The sequence below is a fragment of the Bradyrhizobium diazoefficiens genome (assembly GCF_016616885.1).
GTDB lineage: Bacteria > Pseudomonadota > Alphaproteobacteria > Rhizobiales > Xanthobacteraceae > Bradyrhizobium > Bradyrhizobium diazoefficiens_F.
On the sequence record NZ_CP067102.1, the window covers coordinates 2540683 to 2561351 of the forward strand.

The window sequence follows — 20669 nt, forward strand, 5'->3', positions numbered from 1 at the left end:
CGAAGTTGTTCGCGGAAGCCGTCGGTCTTGGTGCAGAAGTCGTCTGGCTACACACGTACGGGGAGCGTTTTACAGATCCTACTGCTGGACGGAAAAAACAAGCTCCGCGTCTCCCGAAGGAGGGGGCGCCTTACATCCCAGCAGATGGAGCCATTCCCGGTGAGCCGGAGCCGCTGCCTGATGACATGAATTACGATCCCAGTACATGGCGGTTGAAGATCGGCAAGGGCTATGTCGCGAATGTCGCGCCAGAAGTGTACGCTTATGAGGTTTCTGGTAAGCAGGTGTTGTGGCACTGGTTTAGCTACCGTCGCCGTGACCGCAGCCGGCCGGTAATCGGCGATCGTCGCTCACCCTCACCGCTAGGTCAGATTCAGCCGGACTACTGGCTACCGGAATACACGGATGATCTGATGGATCTGCTGCATGTGCTTGGACGGCTGATTGCGTTGCAGCCGAAACAAAGCGATCTTCTTAATCGGATCTGCGATAATCCACTGTTGAGCTTGGAAGAACTGCGCGCGGCCGGCGCTCTTGCGATGCCCGATCTGATGACCACTGCAAAAAGCAAGCCCAAAAGCAAGGCCAAACCGGAACCGTGAGCTGTGGGGACAACTGAGATAGATGGGTCGCAAGTAGCACGAAGATCGCCCATTATGCGTCGATTCGAAGACTGAATGTGACATGAACTCGACCCGCCAGCGCGACCTATTTTACGAAGAGCAGCCCGAGCTGTTCGACGATGCGCCTACTCCCGTATATCGTCCCGATCCAGATGAGGTGCGCGCCCAGCTGCAACGCATCCTCACCGAGGCCAGAGCTGCCAAGACTCTTCCGTGGGAACCCCGAAAAGCGGCGCTCTATCAAACAATCTTTCCACAGATGACGCGCTGCCTGCCTGATGATGAGGCGGCGCAATTACGGTTCGAGTTCGAGACTCAGCTCATCCGGTTGAAGGCAGCTTAAAAACCAGCATACGCCGGTGTTTGGCGCGTATGCGACTACCGCCGCGTCACCAGCACGCCCAGCAAAAACGCCACCATCAGCGACGGCAGCGGCGCCTCACGCACCATGCCGCGGACGATGTCGGACCAGTGCGGCTCCGGGGCGAGTTTCGGCGACCTGACTTCAGGTGCGGGCGCGATACCCCACTCTGATGCGAGTTCGGCGATCTCGCCCTCTGCCAGACGCACACCGTCACGAACCCGGAAGATCGCGGCCTCCGCGCGCTCGCGCGGGGCAAGCGGCATCACTGTCGCGATCGCCGTGCGCAACGACATCTCGCCAAAACCTTGCAGCCGCACCGATTCCTCGGGGTCGGACATCATGCGATATCCCTCACTGCGATATCCCTCACAGCGCGAAGTGGTGCGCGATGGTGAAGGCCGCCGTCGCGCACAGGACCAGCGTGGAAATCGCGCCGGTCACACCGCGCGCGAAATGGGCTCGCGTCAGGTGCCTGGTCATGATTTTGCTCCATGCTCTCCATGGCAATGGCGGGCACGGGCGTTGGTTCCCTCGCCACGCCGAATCGTCAGGCCGCTATTTCCGCAAGAGCTCCCGCAACGCCGCCGTCGCCTCGGCGCAGCGGATGTCGTCGATCTCCCGCGACAGGCTGAGCGCGCTCGATTTCAGCTCGTCGACCTTCCAGCTCTCGGAATGCTGACTTTCAAGCTGGTTCAGTCGTTTGTTCAAATCGTCCAATCTGGACTGAAGCTGCCCGATGCTGGCGGCTCCATTCACGTTCCAAACGCGTTGTGCACGCATCGTCGTTCCCCTGACTTGTCTCACGGCGTTGTGAGCAGGGTTCGTGGCCGCAATGGGTGTTTCTTTTGTCGGGTCTTAGATCGTCGGGAACCGTTGCAGATTGGCAACGGAAGCTCCAGGCGTCAGGTGTTTCGCCCGGTCGTCAATGCCTCCAGGTAAAAATATTCCGCTTTACCGAAATTCGGAAATGTCGTATGTATCGCCCATCCCGGCTCATCCTTGAGGGGCGATCGTACGTCGTCACGAATTGCGAGCCGGGCTTGCGGTGGACGCGGCAGCGTCGGCACGAAAAGGTGCGGGCAGGGGCCGGTAGTCCCTGTGAGCCCGCAACCGCGTGCGGATGAGCGGCGCTGTTCAGTTCGTCTCGCCAACATTTCGATGGCTACGTGCACGATGCCATCGAACCCTGTGGCAACAGGCGAGCGCGCGTACGGCAAAACCGTGTGGTCCTGGCCGTCGTTGCTACGGTCAAGCCTGTCGCGGAGGTGTGGAGCGCCCAACCGGGTCAACCGCATCGTCAATTCGCGGAAGCGAGGGAGGCCAGAAGGAACTCGGCTCCCGGGAGAGCACGGCATAAGCCGTCAACCCATCGCGCAGGGAAGGCCGAGTGATTGGCACCACCTGTATGCTGCTGTGCGGTTCTTCCTGCGTGTGCTTTCGCGCAGCGGACCGCGGGTGCGAGGTCAGCACCCGGCCTTCCCTGCGCCCTCTTGGACAAGAGGGTGGAGAGATCAAGCAAAGCTCGGGCGAATTGCGTCGCGAGGCAGCGAAGGTGTGTCTGGAGCCAGAAAATGCAGAACTCGAGGAAACGCACAAAACTCTACGACCGTCACCCTGAGGTGCGCGCTCTGCGGCGCAACCGCGCCGCGGAGCAAGCCTCGAAGGGCGACGGCCCCGCTGCATCCGGGCCGTGCATCCTTCGAGGCTCCTGATGGGCCGCTGCGCGCCCCATCACTCGCGCCTCAGGATGACGGGTTGGCAGGTCGGTCCCACTTCCCCAAATCACAACCACGTGTCTTTATTTGGAAACAATCATTCCCTATTATCCCGCGATGCAAAAGGCCGACCGCCAGTCCCACTCCTCTCCTCAGCCGCCCGGCCGTCCCCGGGAGTTCGACATGGACACGGCCCTGGACGGTGCGATCCGGGTGTTTTGCGAGCGTGGCTATCATGCCACCTCGATCGGAGACCTGACGGCGGCCATGCGGCTTGCCACCGGCAGCGTCTACAAGGCATTTCGCGACAAGCATGCCGTATTCGTCGCTGCCTTCGAGCGCTACACCACGGTGCGCCTGGGCCAGACCCGCGACGCGGCGGCGCGGGGTGTGGACGGCCGCGAAAAATTGCGCAACGTGCTTAAGTCCTATGTCGAGCACTCCCAGGGCCGCGAGGGGCGGCGCGGCTGCATCGTGGTCGGCAGCGCGGTCGAGCTGTCGGCTGTCGATCCGGTGATCCGGACGCGGGTCACGGCGCAGCTCAAGACCAACGAAACCTTCATCGCCAGCCTCATTCGCGAGGGGCAGTCCGACGGCTCGATCCCGGACCATGTCGCGGCCGACGATACCGCGCGGCTGATGATCTGCATCACGCAGGGCCTGCGCGTCGTCGGCAAGGCGCGGCTGCCGCTCGATGGCGACCGCCTGGTCGGCGTTGCGATGAAACTGCTTGCCTGAATTTGTGTCAAATTAGGAAATGATCGTTTCCGATATCTGGAGACTGTGACGTGTCGGAGAGTTTGGAATGACGATGAATGCCACCATCGAGACCGCGCCGGAGACGGATGCGGTGTCGCAGCGACTGACCTTCGTGCTTGCCGCGGCCTGTGGCATGGTCGCCGCCAACATCTATTATGCCCAGCCGCTGATCGCTCCGATCAGCGCCGCGCTCGGCCTGTCGCACGCGGCCGCCGGCCTGATCGTGACCATGACGCAGATCGGCTACGGCACGGGATTGCTGTTTATCGTGCCGCTCGGCGATCTCGTCGAGAACCGCACGCTGATCTGCACCGTCATCACGCTCGGCGCGGCGTCGCTGCTCGCGGCCGCGTTTGCGACCCATGCGCTGCCGTTCCTGATCGCCGCGTTGTTCATCGGCCTCGGCTCGGTCGCGGTGCAGATCATCATTCCCTATGCCGCGCACCTTGCGCCGGAAGCCATTCGCGGCCGCGTCGTCGGCAATGTCTCGACCGGATTGATGCTCGGCATCATGCTGGCGCGGCCGGTGTCGAGCTTCGTCACCGCGGCGCTGTCGTGGCATGCGGTGTTCTTCTGCTCGGCTGCGTTGATGATCGTACTCGCGATCGTGCTGCGTCTCACGCTGCCGAAGCGCAAGCCGGTGGCACGGATGCATTACGGTGCGCTGCTGCTGTCGATGCCGCATCTGGTGCGCGCCACGCCGCTGTTGCGGCGGCGCGCGCTCTACCAGGCGGGCCTGTTCGGCGCCTTCACGCTGTTCTGGACGGTGGTGCCGCTCCAGCTTGCGAGCCAATTCGACTTCACCCAGCGTGGCATCGCCCTGTTCGCGCTCGCCGGCGTGTCCGGCGTGTTCGCGGCGCCGATCGCAGGCAGGCTCGCCGATCGCGGCCACAGCCGCATCGCCACGCTCGCCGCGATGCTGTTCGTCGCCCTCGGCTTCCTGGTGACGCATGTCGGCGCGGCCGGATCGATGCTCAACCTCGCCGGCCTCGTCGTGGCCGCGATCGCGATCGATTTCGGCGTGCAGGGCAACGTCGTGCTGGGCTTCCGCGCCATCTTCGTGCTCGGGCACGAACACCGCAGCCGCCTCAACGGGCTCTACATGGCAACGTTCTTGGCCGCCGGTGCCGCTGGATCCGCGCTCGGCACCTGGGCGTTCGCGCAAGGCGGCTGGCCGCTGGCCTCGGCCATTGGCCTTGCGCTGCCGGTCGCGAGCCTGCTCTATGCGGCAACCGAATAGCGGTACGATCATGCGGGGTGGGCGTTTACCAAGCCGCCGATACGGCGGCCTGGTCGATGCAATTTCCACCTCGCGGAGTCCCTGCAGCTGTAGTACTTTGGTCGCAAGCGGCCTGGTCAACGGCGGCAGAGGAGGCCCTATGAGGCGTGCGGGACTGGTTGGCGTACCGCGAGTACGGCCATGGTCGTGGCAGGCATTTCTGCTCGGATTTGTCGTCGTCGCAGTGTCGGCTGCGATTCAAGGCGCCTGCGTCGCGCTCGGCGCAAAGCTCTATTTCGCGGCATTCCTGCCGAGCCTGTTCGTGCTCGGCGTTGTCGCAGGCGCGCCGGCAGCGATGTTCGCCGCACTGCTCACCATTCCGGTGGTGTGGTGGGCGTTCATCCCGCCCTTCTTCGAGTTCACGCCGCTGTCCAGCGCGAACGCCGATTCCATCAATTTGTTCTGCCTGCTCGCCGTGCTTGTGATTGGCCTGGCCGACCTCTGCCGCGCGAGCATGACGATCAACAGCTGTCGCGGGTTGAAGGCGTCGGGCGAGAGCCCGGCAACGAATTCGCAATAATCAGGTGCTGCACGGAGCGCGCGTTGCACGCGCGCAACAGTCCGGCAACCATCCGCGCAGCCGGATCGCGCCGCTAACTTTTCAAAAAAGATTTGGCCGCAATTTCCCCCGTGGGAATACGAGGGAGTTTTCGACATGAACGGACACGCCATTTTCGAGAACGTGCGCCGCTACCGCGGCATCGCATCGCTCTATCGGCAGACCGCGGCATTTCGGCCGGGCCAGCGCTGGTCGCTGCTGGAGCAGGCCAGCGAGTGGGAAGCCCGCGCGCTGTCGGAGCTGGAAGCCTATTTCGCCGCGCGCGCCGATTACGCCACGCCGCGCGCCGCCTAAGCGTTAACCATCCGACGCCCGGTCGCGAGCAGAACCCGTGACGATTACGGAGTTACCCCGCTGCCCGCCTGTGCTAGCAACTGGCCCAGATCTCTACGATGGCCGGGGGCGAGCGATGACCACTTTCAACCGCATCTTCACGACAGAGCGTCTGCTTCAGATCATCGTCATCCTGGCGGCGACGGCCGCAATGAAGCTGATGGGGTGAGCGCGGGCGGCGCTATCGCTCGCCAAAATCGGGCACCGCGGGCAGATAATTCGCGCCCTCCGAGCCGAGGAAGTCAAACATCGCCTGCGCCGGCGGCAACAGCACCTTGTCGCTGCGGCGGATCACGTACCATTGCCGGACAATCGGCAGGCCCGCGACGTCGAGCACGATGAGGCGGCCTTCGGCAAGCTCATGCGCCACTGTATGCGCCGAGATGAAGGCGATGCCGAGACCCGCGATCACCGCCTGCTTGATGGTCTCGTTGCTGCTCATCTCCATGCCGATGATCGGCTCGAGATCGGACTTCTGGAACATCCCCTCCATCAGTGTGCGCGTGCCTGAGCCGGGCTCGCGGGTGAGAAAGGTCTCGTGCACGAGATCGGTCAGGCTGAGGCCGGAATCCTTCTCCAGCCAGTGCCCCTTGCGCGCGACGATGATGTGCGGATTGCGCCCGAGTTGGCGCACATCGACGCTGACATCGGCCGGTGGCCGACCCATCACGGCGAAATCGAGCTCGTAGCCATGCATGGCCTCGCGGATCTCCTCGCGGTTGCCGATGGTCAGCTTGATCTCGATGTTTGGTGAACGCTTCGAGAATGCCGCGATCGCGTGCGGCACGAAATATTTCGCGGTCGAGACCGCGCCGAGATGCACCGTGCCGCCGGTCCTGCCCGCGAGCAGATCAAGCGCGCCCTGGCAGTCCGTGATCGCGGCTTCGACGCGCTCGGCGAGCGCCAGCACCTCTCTGCCTGCCTCCGTCAGCAGCATGCCGTCGCCAGTCCGCTGGACGAGCGGCAGGCCGGCGAGGTCTTGAAGCTGCCGCAGCTGCTGGGTCACGGCTGGCTGGGTCAGCCCGAGTTGGGTCGAGGCCGCGGTGACGCTGCCCTTGGCCGACAGCGCCGCAAGCGATCGCAACTGCCGGATCGTCAGATGCCGGAGCTGGGCCGCCGCATGGCCAGGGGCGTTATAAGAAAATTCTTTGGCACTCATTATGAATAGAAATTTTGCTTATTAAGCCGCTCCTGTCAATCTCCTCGTGCCGGGATCGACCGCAACCGACCTCCGCCGGGGAGGGAACTGGATGCGGCGCCAGCAAAGGGATGGACGCAGATGACCGGGCAATTCAGGCTGGACGACCACCTTCAACGCTATTCCGAGACGGCGTCGCACGCGCTGGCCGTCGCGGCCGCGGTCGACGCCATCGCAGCTGCGGCGATCGAGATCGCCGATCTCATCGCGACAGGCGATCTTGCGGACGCCTCGGGCCTCACGACCGGCCGCAACAGCGACGGCGACGTCCAGCGCGACCTCGATGTGCAGGCGGATGCGATCCTGCGCCGCTGCCTCGGCAAGCTACCGATCGCGGCGCTGGCGTCCGAAGAGATGCACGAGCCGCAGATCGGCGACCGCGACGCCAAAATCTGCGTCGCGATCGATCCGCTCGATGGTTCCTCCAACATCGACCTCAACATGACCGTCGGCACGATCTTCTCGATTCTGCCCGCGCCGGACGATCTCGGTCTCGCCTTCCATCAGCGCGGCTCGGCGCAACTAGCGGCGGGCTTCGTCACTTTCGGTCCCCAGACCTCGCTGGTGCTGACGCTCGGCGACGGCGTCGACATCTTCACCTTCGACCGCAAGGCCGGCTGCTTCCGTCTCGCGCGTAGCGCCGTGCAAATCTCCGAGGCGTGCGAGGAGTTCGCGATCAACGTCTCCAATCGTCGCCATTGGGATTCGCCAGTGCGGACCTTCATCGACGAATGCCTCGCCGGCATCGATGGGCCCGCCAACCACAATTTCAACATGCGCTGGATCGGCTCGTTGGTCGCGGAGACCTATCGCATTCTGACCCACGGCGGCGTGTTCCTCTATCCGTCCGATGCGCGCCCTGGCTATGGCGACGGCCGCCTGCGTCTCGTCTACGAGGCACACCCGATGGCAATGGTCATCGAGCAAGCCGGCGGCTCGGCCTCGACCGGACGCGAGCGCATTCTCGATCTCTCAGCGCAAAACCTGCATCAGCGCGTGCCGCTGGTCATGGGCTCCAGCAACGAGGTGCGGCGCGTCGCCGAACTGCACTGCGATCCGCTGCTGGTTGCGAGCGTCTCGGCGCCGCTGTTCGCGCGGCGCGGCTTCTTCCGCTTGTGAGCGAGGTGACACATGTCCAGGAAGCATCCGATCATTTCCATCACCGGCTCCTCCGGCGCCGGCACCACCTCGGTCAAGAAGACGTTTGAGCAGATCTTCTTCCGCGAGAAGGTCAACGCCGCCTACATCGAAGGCGATGCCTTCCATCGCTACGACCGCGCCGAGATGCGCGCGCAGATGGCCACGGAGGCCGAACGCGGCAACAAGCATTTCAGCCATTTCAGCCCCGAGACCAATCTGTTCGAGGAGCTGGAGCGGGCCTTCCGCGACTATGGCGAGACCGGCACAGCCATGACGCGGCACTATGTGCACGACGCCGAGGAATCTGCACTGCACGGTGCCGCGCCCGGCACTTTCACCGAATGGGAGCGGCTGCCGGAGAACTCCGACCTGCTGTTCTACGAAGGCCTGCATGGCGCTGTGGTTACCGACAGGGTGAACGTCGCGCGCTATGCCGACCTCAAGATCGGCGTCGTGCCCGTGATCAATCTCGAATGGATCCAGAAGCTGCATCGCGACCGCAGCGCGCGCGGCTATTCGACCGAAGCCGTCACCGACACCATCCTGCGGCGGATGCCGGATTACATCCACTACATCTGCCCGCAATTCACCGAGACGGACATCAACTTCCAGCGCGTGCCGACGGTGGACACGTCCAATCCGTTCATCGCGCGATGGATTCCGACTCCGGACGAGTCGATGGTCGTGATCCGCTTCAAGAATCCGCGCGGCATCGATTTCCCCTATCTGCTCTCGATGCTGCCGCACAGCTGGATGTCCCGCGCGAACTCGATCGTGTGTCCGGGCGCGAAGCTTGACCTCGCGATGCAGCTCATCCTGACGCCGCTGATCATGCAGCTGATCGAGCGCAAGCGGGGCCTGAAATGATCCACAACAACGACAACAACGGGAGGGTTTGATGAACATCTCGGTTCATGCCGACGCCGACCTCACGGCAGTCGCGCACAGCGATCTCGCCAATGCCGTCCGCTTCCTCGCGGTCGACGCGATCGAGACGTCCCAGTCCGGCCATCCCGGCCTGCCCATGGGCATGGCCGATGTCGCGACCGTCCTGTTCTCGCGCTTCCTCAAGTTCGACTCGGCGCATCCGAACTGGCCGGACCGCGACCGCTTCGTGCTCTCGGCCGGCCACGGCTCGATGCTGCTCTATGCGCTGCTCCATCTCACCGGCGGCGACGTCAGCCTCGACGACATCAAGGCGTTCCGGCAATGGGGCTCGAAGACGCCGGGGCATCCTGAATATGGCCACACGCCGGGCGTCGAGACCACGACGGGTCCGCTGGGGCAGGGCATTGCGACGGCGGTCGGCATGGCGCTCGCCGAGCGCATGGCCAATGCACGTCATGGCCATGGCCTCGTCGATCACTTCACCTATGTGATTGCCGGCGACGGTTGCCTGATGGAAGGCATCAGCCAGGAGGCGATCTCGCTCGCAGGTCACCTCCAGCTTGGCCGCCTGATCGTGCTGTTCGACGACAACGGCATCTCGATCGACGGACCGACATCGCTCGCGACCTCGGATGACCAACTGGCGCGCTTCGCTGCATCCGGATGGTCGGTGCGCCGCGTCGACGGGCATGATCCCGAGGCCGTCGCGCAGGCGATCGCAGAGGAGCGTGAGAACGCAAAGCCGTCGCTGATTGCCTGTCGCACCATCATCGGTTATGGCGCGCCGGACCGACAAGGTACCGAGAAGGCGCATGGCGCGCCGCTCGGCACCGAGCAGACCGCGGCGGCGCGGCGGACGCTTGGCTGGGATTATCAGCCGTTCGTGGTGCCTGTCACGATCATGAAGGCGTGGCGGATGATCGGCCAGCGCGGGCAGGTGGATCGTCTCGCCTGGCTCGATCGCTACGAAGATGCGACGCCCGAGGTGCGCGACCTGTTCATCGAGGGCAAAGCGGTTGCCCTGCCGAATGCCTATGCCCAGGCCTCGGCGAAATTGCGCGAGCGCTTTGCCACCGAGCGTCCGAAGCTCGCGACGCGGCAGGCCTCGCAACAGGTGCTCGACGGCATCGCAGGAACCATTCCTGGATTTGTCGGCGGCTCGGCGGACCTGACGCATTCGAACCTGACGTATGCCAAGGCGCAGGCCCCTGTGAAGCGTGACGCGTTCGCCGGCGACTACATCCACTACGGCATCCGCGAGCACGGCATGGCGGCCGCGATGAACGGTCTCGCGCTGCATGGCGGCTTCATCCCCTATGGCGGCACGTTCCTCGCCTTCTCCGACTACAGCAGGCCGGCGATCCGCCTTGCGGCCCTGATGCGGCTGCGCGTCATCCATGTGATGACGCATGACTCCATCGGCCTCGGCGAGGATGGTCCGACGCATCAGCCGGTCGAGCATCTCGCGGCGCTCCGCGTCATTCCGAACCTGCTCGTGTTTCGCCCCGCGGACGCGGTCGAGACGCTGGAAGCCTGGGACTGCGCGCTCGAAGCGGAAAATCGTCCCTCAGTGCTGTGTCTGTCGCGCCAGGCGTTGCCGACCTTCCGCAGCGATGTCCGCGGCAGGAACCGGGTCTCGCGCGGCGCCTATGTCATTGTCTCGCCCGATGGCGGACGCGACGTGACGTTGATGGCGACCGGCTCGGAAGTCTCGATCGCGTTGGAAGCTGCACGCCTGCTCGCAACAGAGCATGTCCGCGCCGCTGTCGTGTCGGCGCCGTGCTTCGCCCTGTTCGAGGAGCAACCGGACGATTATCGCGCAGCCGTTCTTGGCACCGCGCCGCGCGTCGGCATCGAGGCGGCGGTGGCTGGCGACTGGCATCGCTGGATCGGCACGGACGGCGAATTCGTCGGCATGCGCGGCTTCGGTGCCTCGGCACCGGCTCCGGTGCTCTACCGCGAATTCGGCATCACGCCGCAAAGCGTCGCCGAAGCTGCCCGGCGGGCGATCGCCCGCGCTCGCAAGCAATAACAGGAGGACTCCTCGTGGCCCGTATCACTCTTCGCCAATTGCTCGATCATGCCGCCAGCCACGGCTACGCGGTGCCGGCATTCAACATCAACAATATGGAGCAGGGCATCGCGATCATGCAGGCGGCGGCCGAGGTCGATGCGCCCGTCATCATCCAGGCTTCGCGCGGTGCCCGCAGCTATGCCGGTGATCTCATGCTTTCGCACATGATCGACGCGCTGGAGCGGACCTATCCGGACATTCCGCTCTGCATGCACCAGGACCACGGCAACGACGAGGCGACCTGCGCGTCGGCGATTGCCCATGGCTTTACTTCTGTGATGATGGACGGCTCGCTCAAGGCCGATGCCAAGACGGCGGCCGACTACGACTACAACGTCGCGATCACCCGTCGCGTCGTCGATCTCGCGCACTGGGTCGGCGCCTCAGTCGAAGGAGAGCTCGGTGTGCTCGGCTCGCTTGAGCATGGTGGTGGTGAGCAGGAGGATGGCCACGGCGTCGAGGGCAAGCTCAGCCACGACCAGTTGCTGACCGATCCCGACCAGGCCGTCGACTTCGTTCGCGCCACCAAGGTCGATGCGCTCGCCATTGCAATGGGCACCTCGCACGGCGCCTACAAGTTCAGCCGCAAACCGGATGGTGACATCCTCGCGATGCGGGTGGTGGAGGAGATCCATAACCGCCTGCCGAACACGCATCTCGTGATGCACGGTTCCTCGTCGGTGCCGCAGCCACTGCAAGACATGTTCAACCAGTTCGGCGGCGAGATGCCACAGACCTGGGGCGTGCCGGTGGACGAGATCGTGCGCGGTATCAAGAGCGGCGTGCGCAAGGTCAATATCGATACGGATTGCCGGCTCGCCATGACCGCCGTGTTCCGCAAGGTCGCTGCACAGAGCCGCAACGAGTTCGATCCGCGCAAATTCCTGAAACCTGCGATGGATGCGATGCGCGAGCTCTGCCGCGATCGCTTCGAGCAGTTCGGCACCGCGGGCCACGCGAGCAGGATCAAGGTCGTTCCCTTGAGCGAGATGGCGCGGCGCTACCGTACTGGCGAGCTCGACCCGCGCATCGGCTCTCGCGAGTCGGTCGCAGCCTAATCATTCAGAGAGAGAAGAGCAGGAGAGAGCCATGAATGCACATGCAGGAACCGTCCGCGGCAAGGAACGCTATCGATCAGGCGTGATGGAATACAAGCGCATGGGCTATTGGGAGCCCGAGTACACGCCGAAGGACACCGATGTCATTGCGCTGTTCCGCGTCACGCCGCAGGACGGCGTCGATCCGATCGAGGCGTCGGCCGCCGTTGCCGGCGAATCCTCCACTGCGACCTGGACGGTGGTTTGGACCGACCGCCTCACTGCTGCCGAGAAGTATCGTGCAAAGTGCTATCGCGTCGATCCGGTGCCCGGCACGCCTGGCTCATATTTCGCCTACATCGCCTATGACCTCGACCTGTTCGAGCCCGGTTCAGTCGCCAACCTCTCGGCGTCGATCATCGGCAACGTGTTCGGCTTCAAGCCGCTCAAGGCGCTGCGCCTGGAGGACATGCGCTTCCCGGTCGCCTATGTGAAGACGTTCCAGGGACCGGCGACCGGCATCGTGGTCGAGCGCGAGCGGCTCGACAAGTTCGGCCGGCCGCTGCTGGGCGCAACGGTCAAACCGAAGCTTGGACTTTCGGGCCGCAACTACGGCCGCGTCGTCTACGAGGCGCTGAAGGGCGGACTCGACTTCACTAAGGACGACGAGAACATCAACTCGCAGCCGTTCATGCATTGGCGCGACCGCTTCCTCTATTGCATGGAGGCGGTGAACCGTGCACAGGCCGCATCCGGCGAGGTGAAGGGCACGTACCTGAACATCACCGCAGGCACGATGGAGGACATGTACGAGCGCGCGGAGTTCGCCAAGGAGCTCGGGTCATGCATTGTCATGATCGATCTCGTGATCGGCTACACCGCGATCCAGTCCATGGCGAACTGGGCGCGCCGCAACGACATGATCCTGCATCTGCACCGCGCCGGCCACTCGACCTATACGCGGCAGAAGAGCCACGGCGTGTCGTTTCGCGTCATCGCCAAATGGATGCGGCTGGCCGGTGTCGACCACATCCATGCCGGCACGGTGGTCGGCAAGCTCGAAGGCGACCCCAACACCACGCGCGGCTATTACGACGTCTGCCGCGAGGATTTCAATCCGATGAAGCTCGAGCATGGTCTGTTCTTCGACCAGTCCTGGGCGAGCCTGAACAAGATGATGCCGGTCGCATCCGGCGGCATCCATGCGGGCCAGATGCACCAGCTGCTCGATCTGCTCGGCGAGGACGTCGTGCTTCAGTTCGGCGGTGGAACCATCGGCCATCCCATGGGCATTGCGGCGGGCGCGATCGCCAACCGCGTGGCGTTGGAGGCGATGATCCTCGCCCGCAACGAGGGGCGCGACTACGTCCATGAAGGGCCGGAGATCCTGGCGAGGGCGGCCGAGACCTGCACGCCGCTGAAGGCCGCGCTTGAGGTCTGGAAGGACGTCACCTTCAACTATCAATCCACCGACACGCCGGACTTCGTGCCGACGGCGCTGGAAACTGTCTGAGGAGTTTTGACATGAAACTAACCCAGGGTTGCTTCTCGTTCCTGCCCGATCTCACCGACGACCAGATCACCAAGCAGGTCCAATATTGCCTCAGCAATGGCTGGGCGGTGAACATCGAGTTCACCGACGACCCGCATCCCCGCAACACCTATTGGGAGATGTGGGGCCTGCCGATGTTCGATCTCCAGGACGCCGCCGGCGTGATGATGGAGCTCGCCGAATGCCGCAGGGTCTATGGCGATCGCTACATCCGCATCAGCGGTTTCGACTCGAGCCACGGCTGGGAATCGGTGCGGATCTCCTTCCTGGTCAACCGTCCGCCGCAAGAGGCCGAGTTCGAGCTGGTGCGGCAGGAGGTTGGCGGCCGCGCGATCCGCTACACCACTGTGCGCAAGCCAGCTACCCACGCCTCGCAATAGCCACTCCCTTCCGCGCGGAGCACTCCCTGCTCCGTATCCTTGGCGGATCACTGCTTCGCCGCTCCCCCGCGGCGAAGCTCTTTTCTTCGAGGTGCCGATGCTCGACGTTCCCCACGCCACGACAACCGAGCCCAACGAAACCAGCTTCGATCTTCGCAAGGAGGCCGAAGCGGCCGGGATCACCGACACGCTGCAACAGCTTGAGCAGGAGCTGATCGGTCTGAAGCCGGTCAAGAACCGCGTGCGCCAGATCGCCTCGCTGCTGCTGATCGAGCGGATCCGCCAGCGCGCCGGGCTCGCATCAACACCACCGACGCTGCACATGTCGTTCACCGGCAATCCCGGCACCGGCAAGACCACGGTGGCGCTGCGTATGGCAAAAATCCTGCACGGGCTCGGCTTCGTGCGGCGTGGGCAGGTGATCTCGGTGACGCGCGATGATCTTGTCGGGCAATATATCGGCCATACCGCGCCGAAGACGAAGGAGATCCTGAAGAAGGCGATGGGCGGCGTGCTTTTCATCGACGAGGCCTATTACCTGCACCGGCCCGACAACGAACGCGACTACGGCCAGGAGGCGATCGAGATCCTGCTCCAGGTGATGGAGAACCAGCGCGAAGACCTCGTGGTGATCCTCGCCGGCTATGGCGAGCGCATGACGAGCTTCTTCGCCTCCAATCCCGGCTTCCGCTCGCGCATCGCCCATCACATCGAATTTCCCGATTATGCGGAAGCCGAGTTGCTGGTCATCGCCGAGCTGATGCTGCGGGAGCGCGGCTATCGCTTTTCGGCGGCGGCGCGCGAGGCGTTCGAGAAGTACATCGCGTTACGCCGAACCCAGCCGTTCTTCTCCAACGCGCGCTCGATCCGCAACGCGGTCGACCGTATCCGGCTGCGGCAGGCCGATCGCCTGGTGTCGGATCTCGATCGCATGCTCGACGTCGCCGATCTCGAGACGATCGATCCCATCGACGTCCTGGCGAGCCGCGTCTTCAGTGGCGGAGCCGATGCGCGGAGTGCAAATCCATGACCAAGGAGATCATTATCGCCCCCTCGATCCTGGCGGCGGACTTCGCGCGCCTCGGCGAGGAGATCGCAGCAATCGATGCGGCCGGCGCCGATTGGATCCATTGCGACGTCATGGACGGCCACTTCGTGCCGAACATCAGTTTTGGCGCCGACGTCATCAAGGCGATTCGGCCGGTGACGAAGAAGATTTTCGACGTCCATCTGATGATCGCGCCCGTCGATCCTTATCTGGAGGCGTTCGCGAAGGCGGGGGCTGATGTCATCACCGTCCACGCCGAGGCGGGCCCGCATCTCGACCGTTCGCTCCAGGCGATCCGCGCACTCGGCAAGAAGGCCGGTGTCAGCCTGTGTCCGGCAACGCCCGAGAGCGCGATCGAATACGTGCTTGATCGTCTGGATCTCGTGCTGGTGATGACGGTAAACCCTGGCTTCGGTGGCCAGTCCTTCCTCGAATCTCAGCTCGAAAAGATCGCGCGCATTCGAAGCATGATCGGCGAGCGGCCGATCCGGCTCGAGGTCGATGGCGGCATCACGCGCGACAATGCCGCTGCTGTTGCCGCCGCGGGCGCTGACACACTCGTTGCAGGTTCCGCCGTGTTCCGCGGCAGCAACTGTGCGGATTATGCTGCCAACATCGCGGCCATTCGCGTGGCCTCCGAGGCTGGCGGGGTTCCGAAGCTGCACGATAATTCCGCGTTGCCGATGCGTGCAGGAGAAAGCGTGCGTATCCGGTAGAGAGAACGGGCTGATCATTGAGATCGGCGAATGGGTTTTGCGCGAGGCGTGCCGCGAGGCGGCGTCCTGGCCGCGGCCATTGCAGGTCGGTCAACCTGTCGCCGGTCCAGTTTCAGGCCGGCGACCTCGAACGGTCCATCCACCAGATCCTGCTGGAGACCGGACTTGCGCCGACGCGGCTCGAGGTCGAGACCACCGAGGGCGTGCTGATCGACGATTTCACCCGCGCCCTCAATCTGCTGCGGAGGCTGAAGGCGCTCGGCCGCCGCTACGCCTAGGCCCACTAGCCACCTAGCCAAGTTCCACGTGCAATTCGGCGCGATTGGAACTAAAGTCCCCGCGTGCATTTCTCAAAAGTTAACTGCGATCCGGCGTGCGGCGCGCGCAAAAAATGTTTTGCACAATCGCCATCGGCCTGACGCAAATCAGGGCAATAAGCTCTGTGTGAATGCGAGGGAGGGTCTCATGGAGAACGTACGTCGCTACCGCGCGCTGGCGTCCCTCTGTCGCCAGCAGGCCGCCTATCGGCCGCTCCAGAACTGGCAGCTGCTCGGCCAGGCCGAACATTTCGAATATCTCGCCGAGGTAGCGTTGAAAGCGCATTTCGACGCGTGCAATGCACAACGCGAAGACGACGCCGTCGCAGCCGCGGCATGGGAGCGACCCGCCGCGGCGTGAGGGTCTATCCGCAATTCTTCACAGCGACGGTTGTTGAGGCTTCGACGTCTCTTGAGAGAACAAGGATCTTGAAAGAACAAGGACTGCGGCCGCCGGCCGCACTTTCTTTGCCAAGATTTAATCGCGTGGACGGGACGTCGTAAGGTGACGATGTCCATGTTGGGTGCAAGGCGACTTACCCAACATGGACATTTCGATATGATCGATCGCGTCAATTCCGACACCACCAGGATCCGTACAATTCTGAAGCCGCGCCGGCTCGCGCTGCTTGGCACCGTGGCAGCGCTTGGCGTGGCCGTGCTGGCTGCGTCTCCCGCTTCGACGCCGTTCGGCGTGAACTCCCTGATTTCACCGGCGCATGCCGCTGAAAGCGCCGCGACGCCGCCGGGCTTCGGCGACCTCGTCAGCAAGGTCAAGCCCGCCGTCATCTCGGTGCGGGTGAAGATCGACCAGGACAACGACAAGAGCGCGATGCTGCAACAGAACCGGATGGATCAGGACGAGGGTTCTCCGTTCGACCAGTTCTCGCAGCAGTTCGGCTTCCCGGGTGGCATGAACGGCATGCCGCGCCAGCGTCACCAGGTGATCACGGGCGAAGGCTCCGGCTTCTTCATCTCGGCCGACGGCTACGCCGTGACCAACAACCATGTCGTCGACCACGCCGAGTCCGTGCAGGTGACGATGGACGACGGCACGATCTACACCGCGAAGGTCGTCGGCACCGATCCGAAGACCGACCTCGCGCTAATCAAGGTCGACGGCAAGAAGGACTTCCCGTTCGTGAAATTCTCCGACCAGAAGCCGCGGATCGGGGACTGGGTGGTTGCGGTCGGCAATCCCTTCGGCCTCGGCGGCACCGTCACGGCCGGTATCGTCTCGGCCAGCGGCCGCGACATCGGCAACGGTCCCTATGACGACTTTATCCAGATCGATGCGCCGATCAACAAGGGCAATTCCGGCGGCCCGGCCTTCGACATGAACGGCAACGTGATCGGCGTGAACACCGCGATCTTCTCGCCCTCGGGCGGCTCGGTCGGCATCGGCTTCGATATTCCGTCCTCGACCGCCAAGCTTGTGGTCGCGCAGCTGAAGGATAAGGGCGCCGTCACCCGCGGCTGGCTCGGTGTGCAGGTGCAGCCGGTGACCGCAGAAATCGCCGACAGCCTCGGCCTGAAGGCGGCGCGCGGCGCAATCGTCGACAACCCGCAGGACGGCAGCCCGGCGGCGAAGGCCGGCATCGAGGCGGGCGACGTCATCACCGCCGTCAACGGCACCGCGATCAAGGACTCCCGCGATCTCGCCCGCACCATCGCCACGCTGGCACCAGGTACGTCCGTGAAGCTCGATGTCGTCCACAAGGGCGACACCAAGACGGTGACGCTGGCGCTCGGCGAACTGCCGAACGAGCGGCAAGCCAAAGGAAGCGGCAATACTGACGACGGCAAGACGCAGCAGGCCCCCGGCACGCCGCGCCTCGGCCTCAGCCTGGCGCCGGCCGGCGACGTCCAGGGCGCAGGCCAGAAGGGCGTCGTGGTCACCGAGGTCGACCCGCAGGGGCCGGCGGCGCAGCGCGGCATCCAGACCGGCGACGTCATCCTCAACGTCGGCGGCAAGGCGGTCGCCAATGTCGGCGACGTCCGCTCCGAGCTGGCGCAGGCCAAATCGTCCGGCAAGAACAGCGTGCTGCTGCAGGTGAAGAACGCGGAGGCGACTCGTTTCGTGGCGGTGCCGCTCGCCTGATTTGTTTGCCTCTCTTGGCCTCGACGGCAAATTCAAAAGGCGGCCTGCGGGCCGCCTTTTTCGTGCGCGCTTGCGAGATACCCACAGGCCGCCGATAACATTCTCGTTAACGGCAGCGATGATGACGGGTTCGTCCGAAAAAGCCGCGTTCGCTCGTCATACTTTGGAGGAGCGTGTGGGCTTCGGCGGCAATGACGGCGCCGAGGCAAAGTGCAGGAGTGGAACTTCGGACGTCCGGCGGCTTTGTGGAACCGGCCGGTAGTTCGCATTTGATCGGTGCCGACATGGATCGATTGAAACTCTCGCTGAAGCTTGCGCTGCTCGCGGCGCCTTTCGTGCTGTCGTCCGGAAGTGCCATGGGGCGCGATGACGGCCGCTTCACCGACTCGCCACTAAAGCCGTGGTTCGACAGCCTACGCAGCCATCTCGGTCCGTGCTGTTCGGATGCCGACGGCGTTGCCGTGGCCGATCCTGATTGGGACTCGCACAACGGGCACTACCGGGTCCGTCTTGATGGGCAGTGGGTTGAGGTCCCCGATGAAGCCGTGATCACCGAGCCGAACCGCGCCGGCCGCACCATGGTTTGGCCGGTCAAGACGGCGTTCGGCATTTCGATCCGTTGCTTCATGCCCGGCACCATGACCTGACGCCGGCCGGCGTCAGCGCTTGGCGGATTTGCGCTTCGAGTTCTTCTTCTTGGTCGTCTTCTTCTTGGTCTTCTTCTTGGATGCCTTTCGCTTCGACGCCTTCTTTGGGACCTTCTTACCCTTCGCGCGCGCTTCCGACAGGCCGATCGCGATCGCCTGCTTGCGGCTCTTCACGCGCCCACCGCGCCCGCCGCGTCCGCTCTTCGCGGTACCCTTCTTGTAACGCCGCATCTCGCGCTCGACGTCGCTGCCGGAGCTCCGTGAGTAGCGGCGTTTCTTTGCCTTGCGTGCCATCAACTCTCTCCCTTGGCCCCGGAAGAGAACAGGAGTGCTGACGTAACGTTCCAAAGGCGCCGGCTGTGTGCCTCAGAAGGAGTTTGCGAGCTCGATCTCCGCTTCAAGCACCTGGATGCGGCGCGCGGCTTCGGCAGAGGACAGACCGCGATCGTATTGGGCGGGCTGATAGGCCTCTTCACTGAGCCGCTTTAGCCGCAGCCCTTGCGCCCGGGTCATCTGCTCCATCAGAAAAGCCTTGGCGTCGTATTTACCCTGAACCTGCATGTCCGCTCTCCATTCTGAATTCGTGGCTTGACTATATGTTCTTATTTTGTTCTAACAAGTCGTGGACAACAGAATTGATGAAATTCGACGTAAAATCAGCGCCTTGAGGCTGGAAATGATGCCACGCAGGCGACGGATGGAGACAGGCGGTGGAGGAAGACCCGGACACCTACCGGATTCTGAAACTACGCGCCGAGATCCTCGAATTGGGCTCTGCGATCCGGCAATTGCAGCGTGAGGGCCTCGACGATGCTGCGGCCCAGCTCCTGATTGCACGCAAGCGGGCGCAGCTCGACCACCTCGTGAAGGCGGGCTCCGCAAGTCGCCGCCTTAACATCACTGACATCCGACGCAGCTAAAGCGGTCGCGCAACGCGACATGCCGGAGCTCGTCCATGCCGGATGCCGAAATGGCCGCCCTGCTGCGGGCGGTGCTCGATGAAGTCTGTGCTGAAATTCCTCCGTGGGATACGACGACGCGCGGACGCGTTGGCGCACGACTGAGCGATCTTGTTCGAGCGCGGCAATGTTCGGTCGACGATTTGAGGCGGGCCGGCCGGGATGCTCTGATCCGCGCCCCGACCATGTGGCGCTGAGCGAGGATGACCTTGAAGCCTTCAGGCGCCAAGATCATCGAAGAGATCAAGGAAGGGCGCGACACCCAACGTAGCGCAGCGTGAACCGGCGCATGAGGGAGCTGCGAACACGCAACGAAAAGCCCCGCGTCGCCGCGGGGCTTTTTATTGCCGTGAGGGCCGCGCCTACTTGCTCATTCCGTTCTGGGGCTTGGTCATGCTGCCACCCTGATCGCTGCCAGGCCCGGCACCGCCCTGGCCGGACGCGTCGGGAGGAACGGTCTTCTTCATGTTCGCGCCCGTTGTGGTCTGCGACATAGAGGAGTGGTGCTTCTTGTGCGATTTCGCTTCAGCTGCGAACGGCGCGGCGGCAAGGCCGGTTGCCAACATCACGGCGAGAGCCAGCTTGGTCGTCTTCATGTGGGGGAACTCCCTGAGTTGAATTGACGCAGGCAGCCAACTATCATTTGCCCCCAGGAGTTCCCAACAAAGCGTCACTGTCGTTCGCGCTTGCTTCAAGACTCCTTGTCCTCGTCGAGGATGAATACGACGCCCGTCAATGCGGCGCCGATGGCAAACGTCGTCACCATCGTGCCGACAAAGACGAAGGCTGCCGCACGGCCACCATGGTTCAGCAGTTCTGCGACCGCAGGATTGGCCAGAATGAGCGCGAGTGTGAAGGTCAGACCGAGTGCCGCGCCCATCATCGCATGCGTCATCAGCTTGATGACGCCGGCGGGAGAGATCAGACTTTGCGACTGTTTCGGCGACTTTTTTGTGCGCATGGAACTGCCGATCGATCTG

General features: G+C 63.7%; 26 protein-coding genes and 1 pseudogene. 20 read left to right on the forward strand and 7 right to left on the reverse strand.

Annotation, left to right across the window (positions count from 1 at the left end):
- The first annotated feature begins 5 nt into the window (after positions 1 to 5).
- Together JJC00_RS38585 and JJC00_RS11510 are read left to right on the forward strand one after the other, a co-directional pair.
- On the forward strand, positions 6 to 602 hold the full coding sequence (locus tag JJC00_RS38585) for a type ISP restriction/modification enzyme (RefSeq protein WP_283816813.1): 597 nt from the start codon (positions 6 to 8) through the stop codon (positions 600 to 602).
- An 82-nt stretch (positions 603 to 684) separates the two neighbouring features.
- Complete coding sequence (locus JJC00_RS11510; RefSeq protein WP_200472672.1) at positions 685 to 966, forward strand: hypothetical protein; 282 nt, start codon at positions 685 to 687, stop codon at positions 964 to 966.
- 35 nt (positions 967 to 1001) lie between these two features.
- Here the strand turns inward: JJC00_RS11510 and JJC00_RS11515 are convergent, their stop codons facing one another.
- Both JJC00_RS11515 and JJC00_RS11520 read right to left on the reverse strand, forming a co-directional pair.
- On the reverse strand, positions 1002 to 1328 hold the full coding sequence (locus JJC00_RS11515) for a hypothetical protein (protein WP_200472673.1): 327 nt from the start codon (positions 1326 to 1328) through the stop codon (positions 1002 to 1004).
- Between the two features lie 214 nt (positions 1329 to 1542).
- Entirely contained in the window at positions 1543 to 1695 is a 153-nt protein-coding gene (locus JJC00_RS11520; protein WP_246774176.1) for a hypothetical protein, read from the reverse strand.
- Between the two features lie 1190 nt (positions 1696 to 2885).
- On the opposite strand from JJC00_RS11520, the gene JJC00_RS11525 reads away from it, so the two are divergent.
- The 4 genes from JJC00_RS11525 to JJC00_RS11540 all read left to right on the forward strand — a co-directional run bounded on the left by JJC00_RS11525 (position 2886) and on the right by JJC00_RS11540 (position 5593).
- A complete protein-coding gene (locus JJC00_RS11525) occupies positions 2886 to 3440 on the forward strand; it encodes a TetR/AcrR family transcriptional regulator (protein ID WP_246774177.1) in 555 nt (184 codons plus the stop codon).
- Positions 3441 to 3507: 67 nt separating this feature from the next.
- Entirely contained in the window at positions 3508 to 4701 is a 1194-nt protein-coding gene (locus JJC00_RS11530) for an MFS transporter (RefSeq protein WP_200472675.1), read from the forward strand.
- Positions 4702 to 4840: 139 nt separating this feature from the next.
- Positions 4841 to 5260 (forward strand): DUF4118 domain-containing protein, encoded by a 420-nt coding sequence (locus JJC00_RS11535; protein ID WP_200472676.1) that lies wholly within the window; start codon positions 4841 to 4843, stop codon positions 5258 to 5260.
- A 135-nt stretch (positions 5261 to 5395) separates the two neighbouring features.
- Positions 5396 to 5593, forward strand: coding sequence for a hypothetical protein (locus JJC00_RS11540; RefSeq protein ID WP_200472677.1), 198 nt, complete (start codon positions 5396 to 5398; stop codon positions 5591 to 5593).
- Between the two features lie 220 nt (positions 5594 to 5813).
- Here the strand turns inward: JJC00_RS11540 and JJC00_RS11545 are convergent, their stop codons facing one another.
- Positions 5814 to 6791 (reverse strand): LysR family transcriptional regulator, encoded by a 978-nt coding sequence (locus JJC00_RS11545; protein WP_200472678.1) that lies wholly within the window; start codon positions 6789 to 6791, stop codon positions 5814 to 5816.
- A gap of 120 nt (positions 6792 to 6911) precedes the next feature.
- On the opposite strand from JJC00_RS11545, the gene JJC00_RS11550 reads away from it, so the two are divergent.
- The 12 genes and pseudogenes from JJC00_RS11550 to JJC00_RS11605 all read left to right on the forward strand — a co-directional run bounded on the left by JJC00_RS11550 (position 6912) and on the right by JJC00_RS11605 (position 18730).
- Entirely contained in the window at positions 6912 to 7949 is a 1038-nt protein-coding gene (locus tag JJC00_RS11550; protein ID WP_200472679.1) for a class 1 fructose-bisphosphatase, read from the forward strand.
- Between the two features lie 12 nt (positions 7950 to 7961).
- Entirely contained in the window at positions 7962 to 8837 is an 876-nt protein-coding gene (locus JJC00_RS11555) for a phosphoribulokinase (protein WP_200472680.1), read from the forward strand.
- Positions 8838 to 8868: 31 nt separating this feature from the next.
- Positions 8869 to 10890 carry a transketolase gene (gene tkt, locus JJC00_RS11560; protein WP_200472681.1) on the forward strand — a complete coding sequence of 674 codons (2022 nt, stop codon included), beginning with the start codon at positions 8869 to 8871 and terminating at the stop codon, positions 10888 to 10890.
- A gap of 14 nt (positions 10891 to 10904) precedes the next feature.
- Positions 10905 to 11990 (forward strand): class II fructose-bisphosphate aldolase, encoded by a 1086-nt coding sequence (fba, locus tag JJC00_RS11565; RefSeq protein WP_200472682.1) that lies wholly within the window; start codon positions 10905 to 10907, stop codon positions 11988 to 11990.
- 31 nt (positions 11991 to 12021) lie between these two features.
- Positions 12022 to 13482, forward strand: a complete 1461-nt coding sequence (locus JJC00_RS11570) for a form I ribulose bisphosphate carboxylase large subunit (protein ID WP_200472683.1) — start codon at positions 12022 to 12024, stop codon at positions 13480 to 13482.
- A gap of 11 nt (positions 13483 to 13493) precedes the next feature.
- Entirely contained in the window at positions 13494 to 13901 is a 408-nt protein-coding gene (locus JJC00_RS11575) for a ribulose bisphosphate carboxylase small subunit (RefSeq protein ID WP_200472684.1), read from the forward strand.
- 97 nt (positions 13902 to 13998) lie between these two features.
- Positions 13999 to 14931 carry a CbbX protein gene (gene cbbX / locus JJC00_RS11580; protein WP_200472685.1) on the forward strand — a complete coding sequence of 311 codons (933 nt, stop codon included), beginning with the start codon at positions 13999 to 14001 and terminating at the stop codon, positions 14929 to 14931.
- Positions 14928 to 15665, forward strand: coding sequence for a ribulose-phosphate 3-epimerase (gene rpe / locus JJC00_RS11585; protein ID WP_200472686.1), 738 nt, complete (start codon positions 14928 to 14930; stop codon positions 15663 to 15665). The genes cbbX and rpe overlap by 4 nt, the downstream gene beginning before the upstream one ends.
- Before the next feature lies 1 nt (position 15666).
- Positions 15667 to 15940 (forward strand): annotated as a pseudogene (locus tag JJC00_RS11590) (EAL domain-containing protein); the annotation flags it as partial.
- A 190-nt stretch (positions 15941 to 16130) separates the two neighbouring features.
- Positions 16131 to 16343 carry a hypothetical protein gene (locus JJC00_RS11595; protein WP_200472687.1) on the forward strand — a complete coding sequence of 71 codons (213 nt, stop codon included), beginning with the start codon at positions 16131 to 16133 and terminating at the stop codon, positions 16341 to 16343.
- Positions 16344 to 16541: 198 nt separating this feature from the next.
- Positions 16542 to 18083, forward strand: coding sequence for a Do family serine endopeptidase (locus JJC00_RS11600; protein ID WP_200472688.1), 1542 nt, complete (start codon positions 16542 to 16544; stop codon positions 18081 to 18083).
- A gap of 284 nt (positions 18084 to 18367) precedes the next feature.
- A complete protein-coding gene (locus tag JJC00_RS11605; RefSeq protein ID WP_200472689.1) occupies positions 18368 to 18730 on the forward strand; it encodes a hypothetical protein in 363 nt (120 codons plus the stop codon).
- Between the two features lie 12 nt (positions 18731 to 18742).
- Here the strand turns inward: JJC00_RS11605 and JJC00_RS11610 are convergent, their stop codons facing one another.
- Together JJC00_RS11610 and JJC00_RS11615 are read right to left on the reverse strand one after the other, a co-directional pair.
- Complete coding sequence (locus tag JJC00_RS11610) at positions 18743 to 19024, reverse strand: DUF6496 domain-containing protein (protein WP_200472690.1); 282 nt, start codon at positions 19022 to 19024, stop codon at positions 18743 to 18745.
- A gap of 72 nt (positions 19025 to 19096) precedes the next feature.
- A complete protein-coding gene (locus JJC00_RS11615; RefSeq protein WP_200472691.1) occupies positions 19097 to 19291 on the reverse strand; it encodes a DUF3072 domain-containing protein in 195 nt (64 codons plus the stop codon).
- Between the two features lie 149 nt (positions 19292 to 19440).
- Here JJC00_RS11615 and JJC00_RS11620 point away from each other — a divergent pair, with 149 nt between their 5' ends.
- Both JJC00_RS11620 and JJC00_RS11625 read left to right on the forward strand, forming a co-directional pair.
- Positions 19441 to 19650 carry a hypothetical protein gene (locus JJC00_RS11620; protein ID WP_200472692.1) on the forward strand — a complete coding sequence of 70 codons (210 nt, stop codon included), beginning with the start codon at positions 19441 to 19443 and terminating at the stop codon, positions 19648 to 19650.
- A gap of 35 nt (positions 19651 to 19685) precedes the next feature.
- A complete protein-coding gene (locus tag JJC00_RS11625; protein ID WP_200472693.1) occupies positions 19686 to 19886 on the forward strand; it encodes a hypothetical protein in 201 nt (66 codons plus the stop codon).
- Positions 19887 to 20051: 165 nt separating this feature from the next.
- On the opposite strand, the gene JJC00_RS11630 is transcribed toward JJC00_RS11625, so the two are convergent.
- The gene (locus JJC00_RS11630) at positions 20052 to 20285 is read right to left on the reverse strand and encodes a hypothetical protein (RefSeq protein WP_200472694.1); all 234 of its coding nucleotides are present in this window, start codon (positions 20283 to 20285) and stop codon (positions 20052 to 20054) included.
- A gap of 95 nt (positions 20286 to 20380) precedes the next feature.
- Positions 20381 to 20650, reverse strand: coding sequence for a hypothetical protein (locus tag JJC00_RS11635; protein ID WP_200472695.1), 270 nt, complete (start codon positions 20648 to 20650; stop codon positions 20381 to 20383).
- Positions 20651 to 20669: the final 19 nt, after the last annotated feature.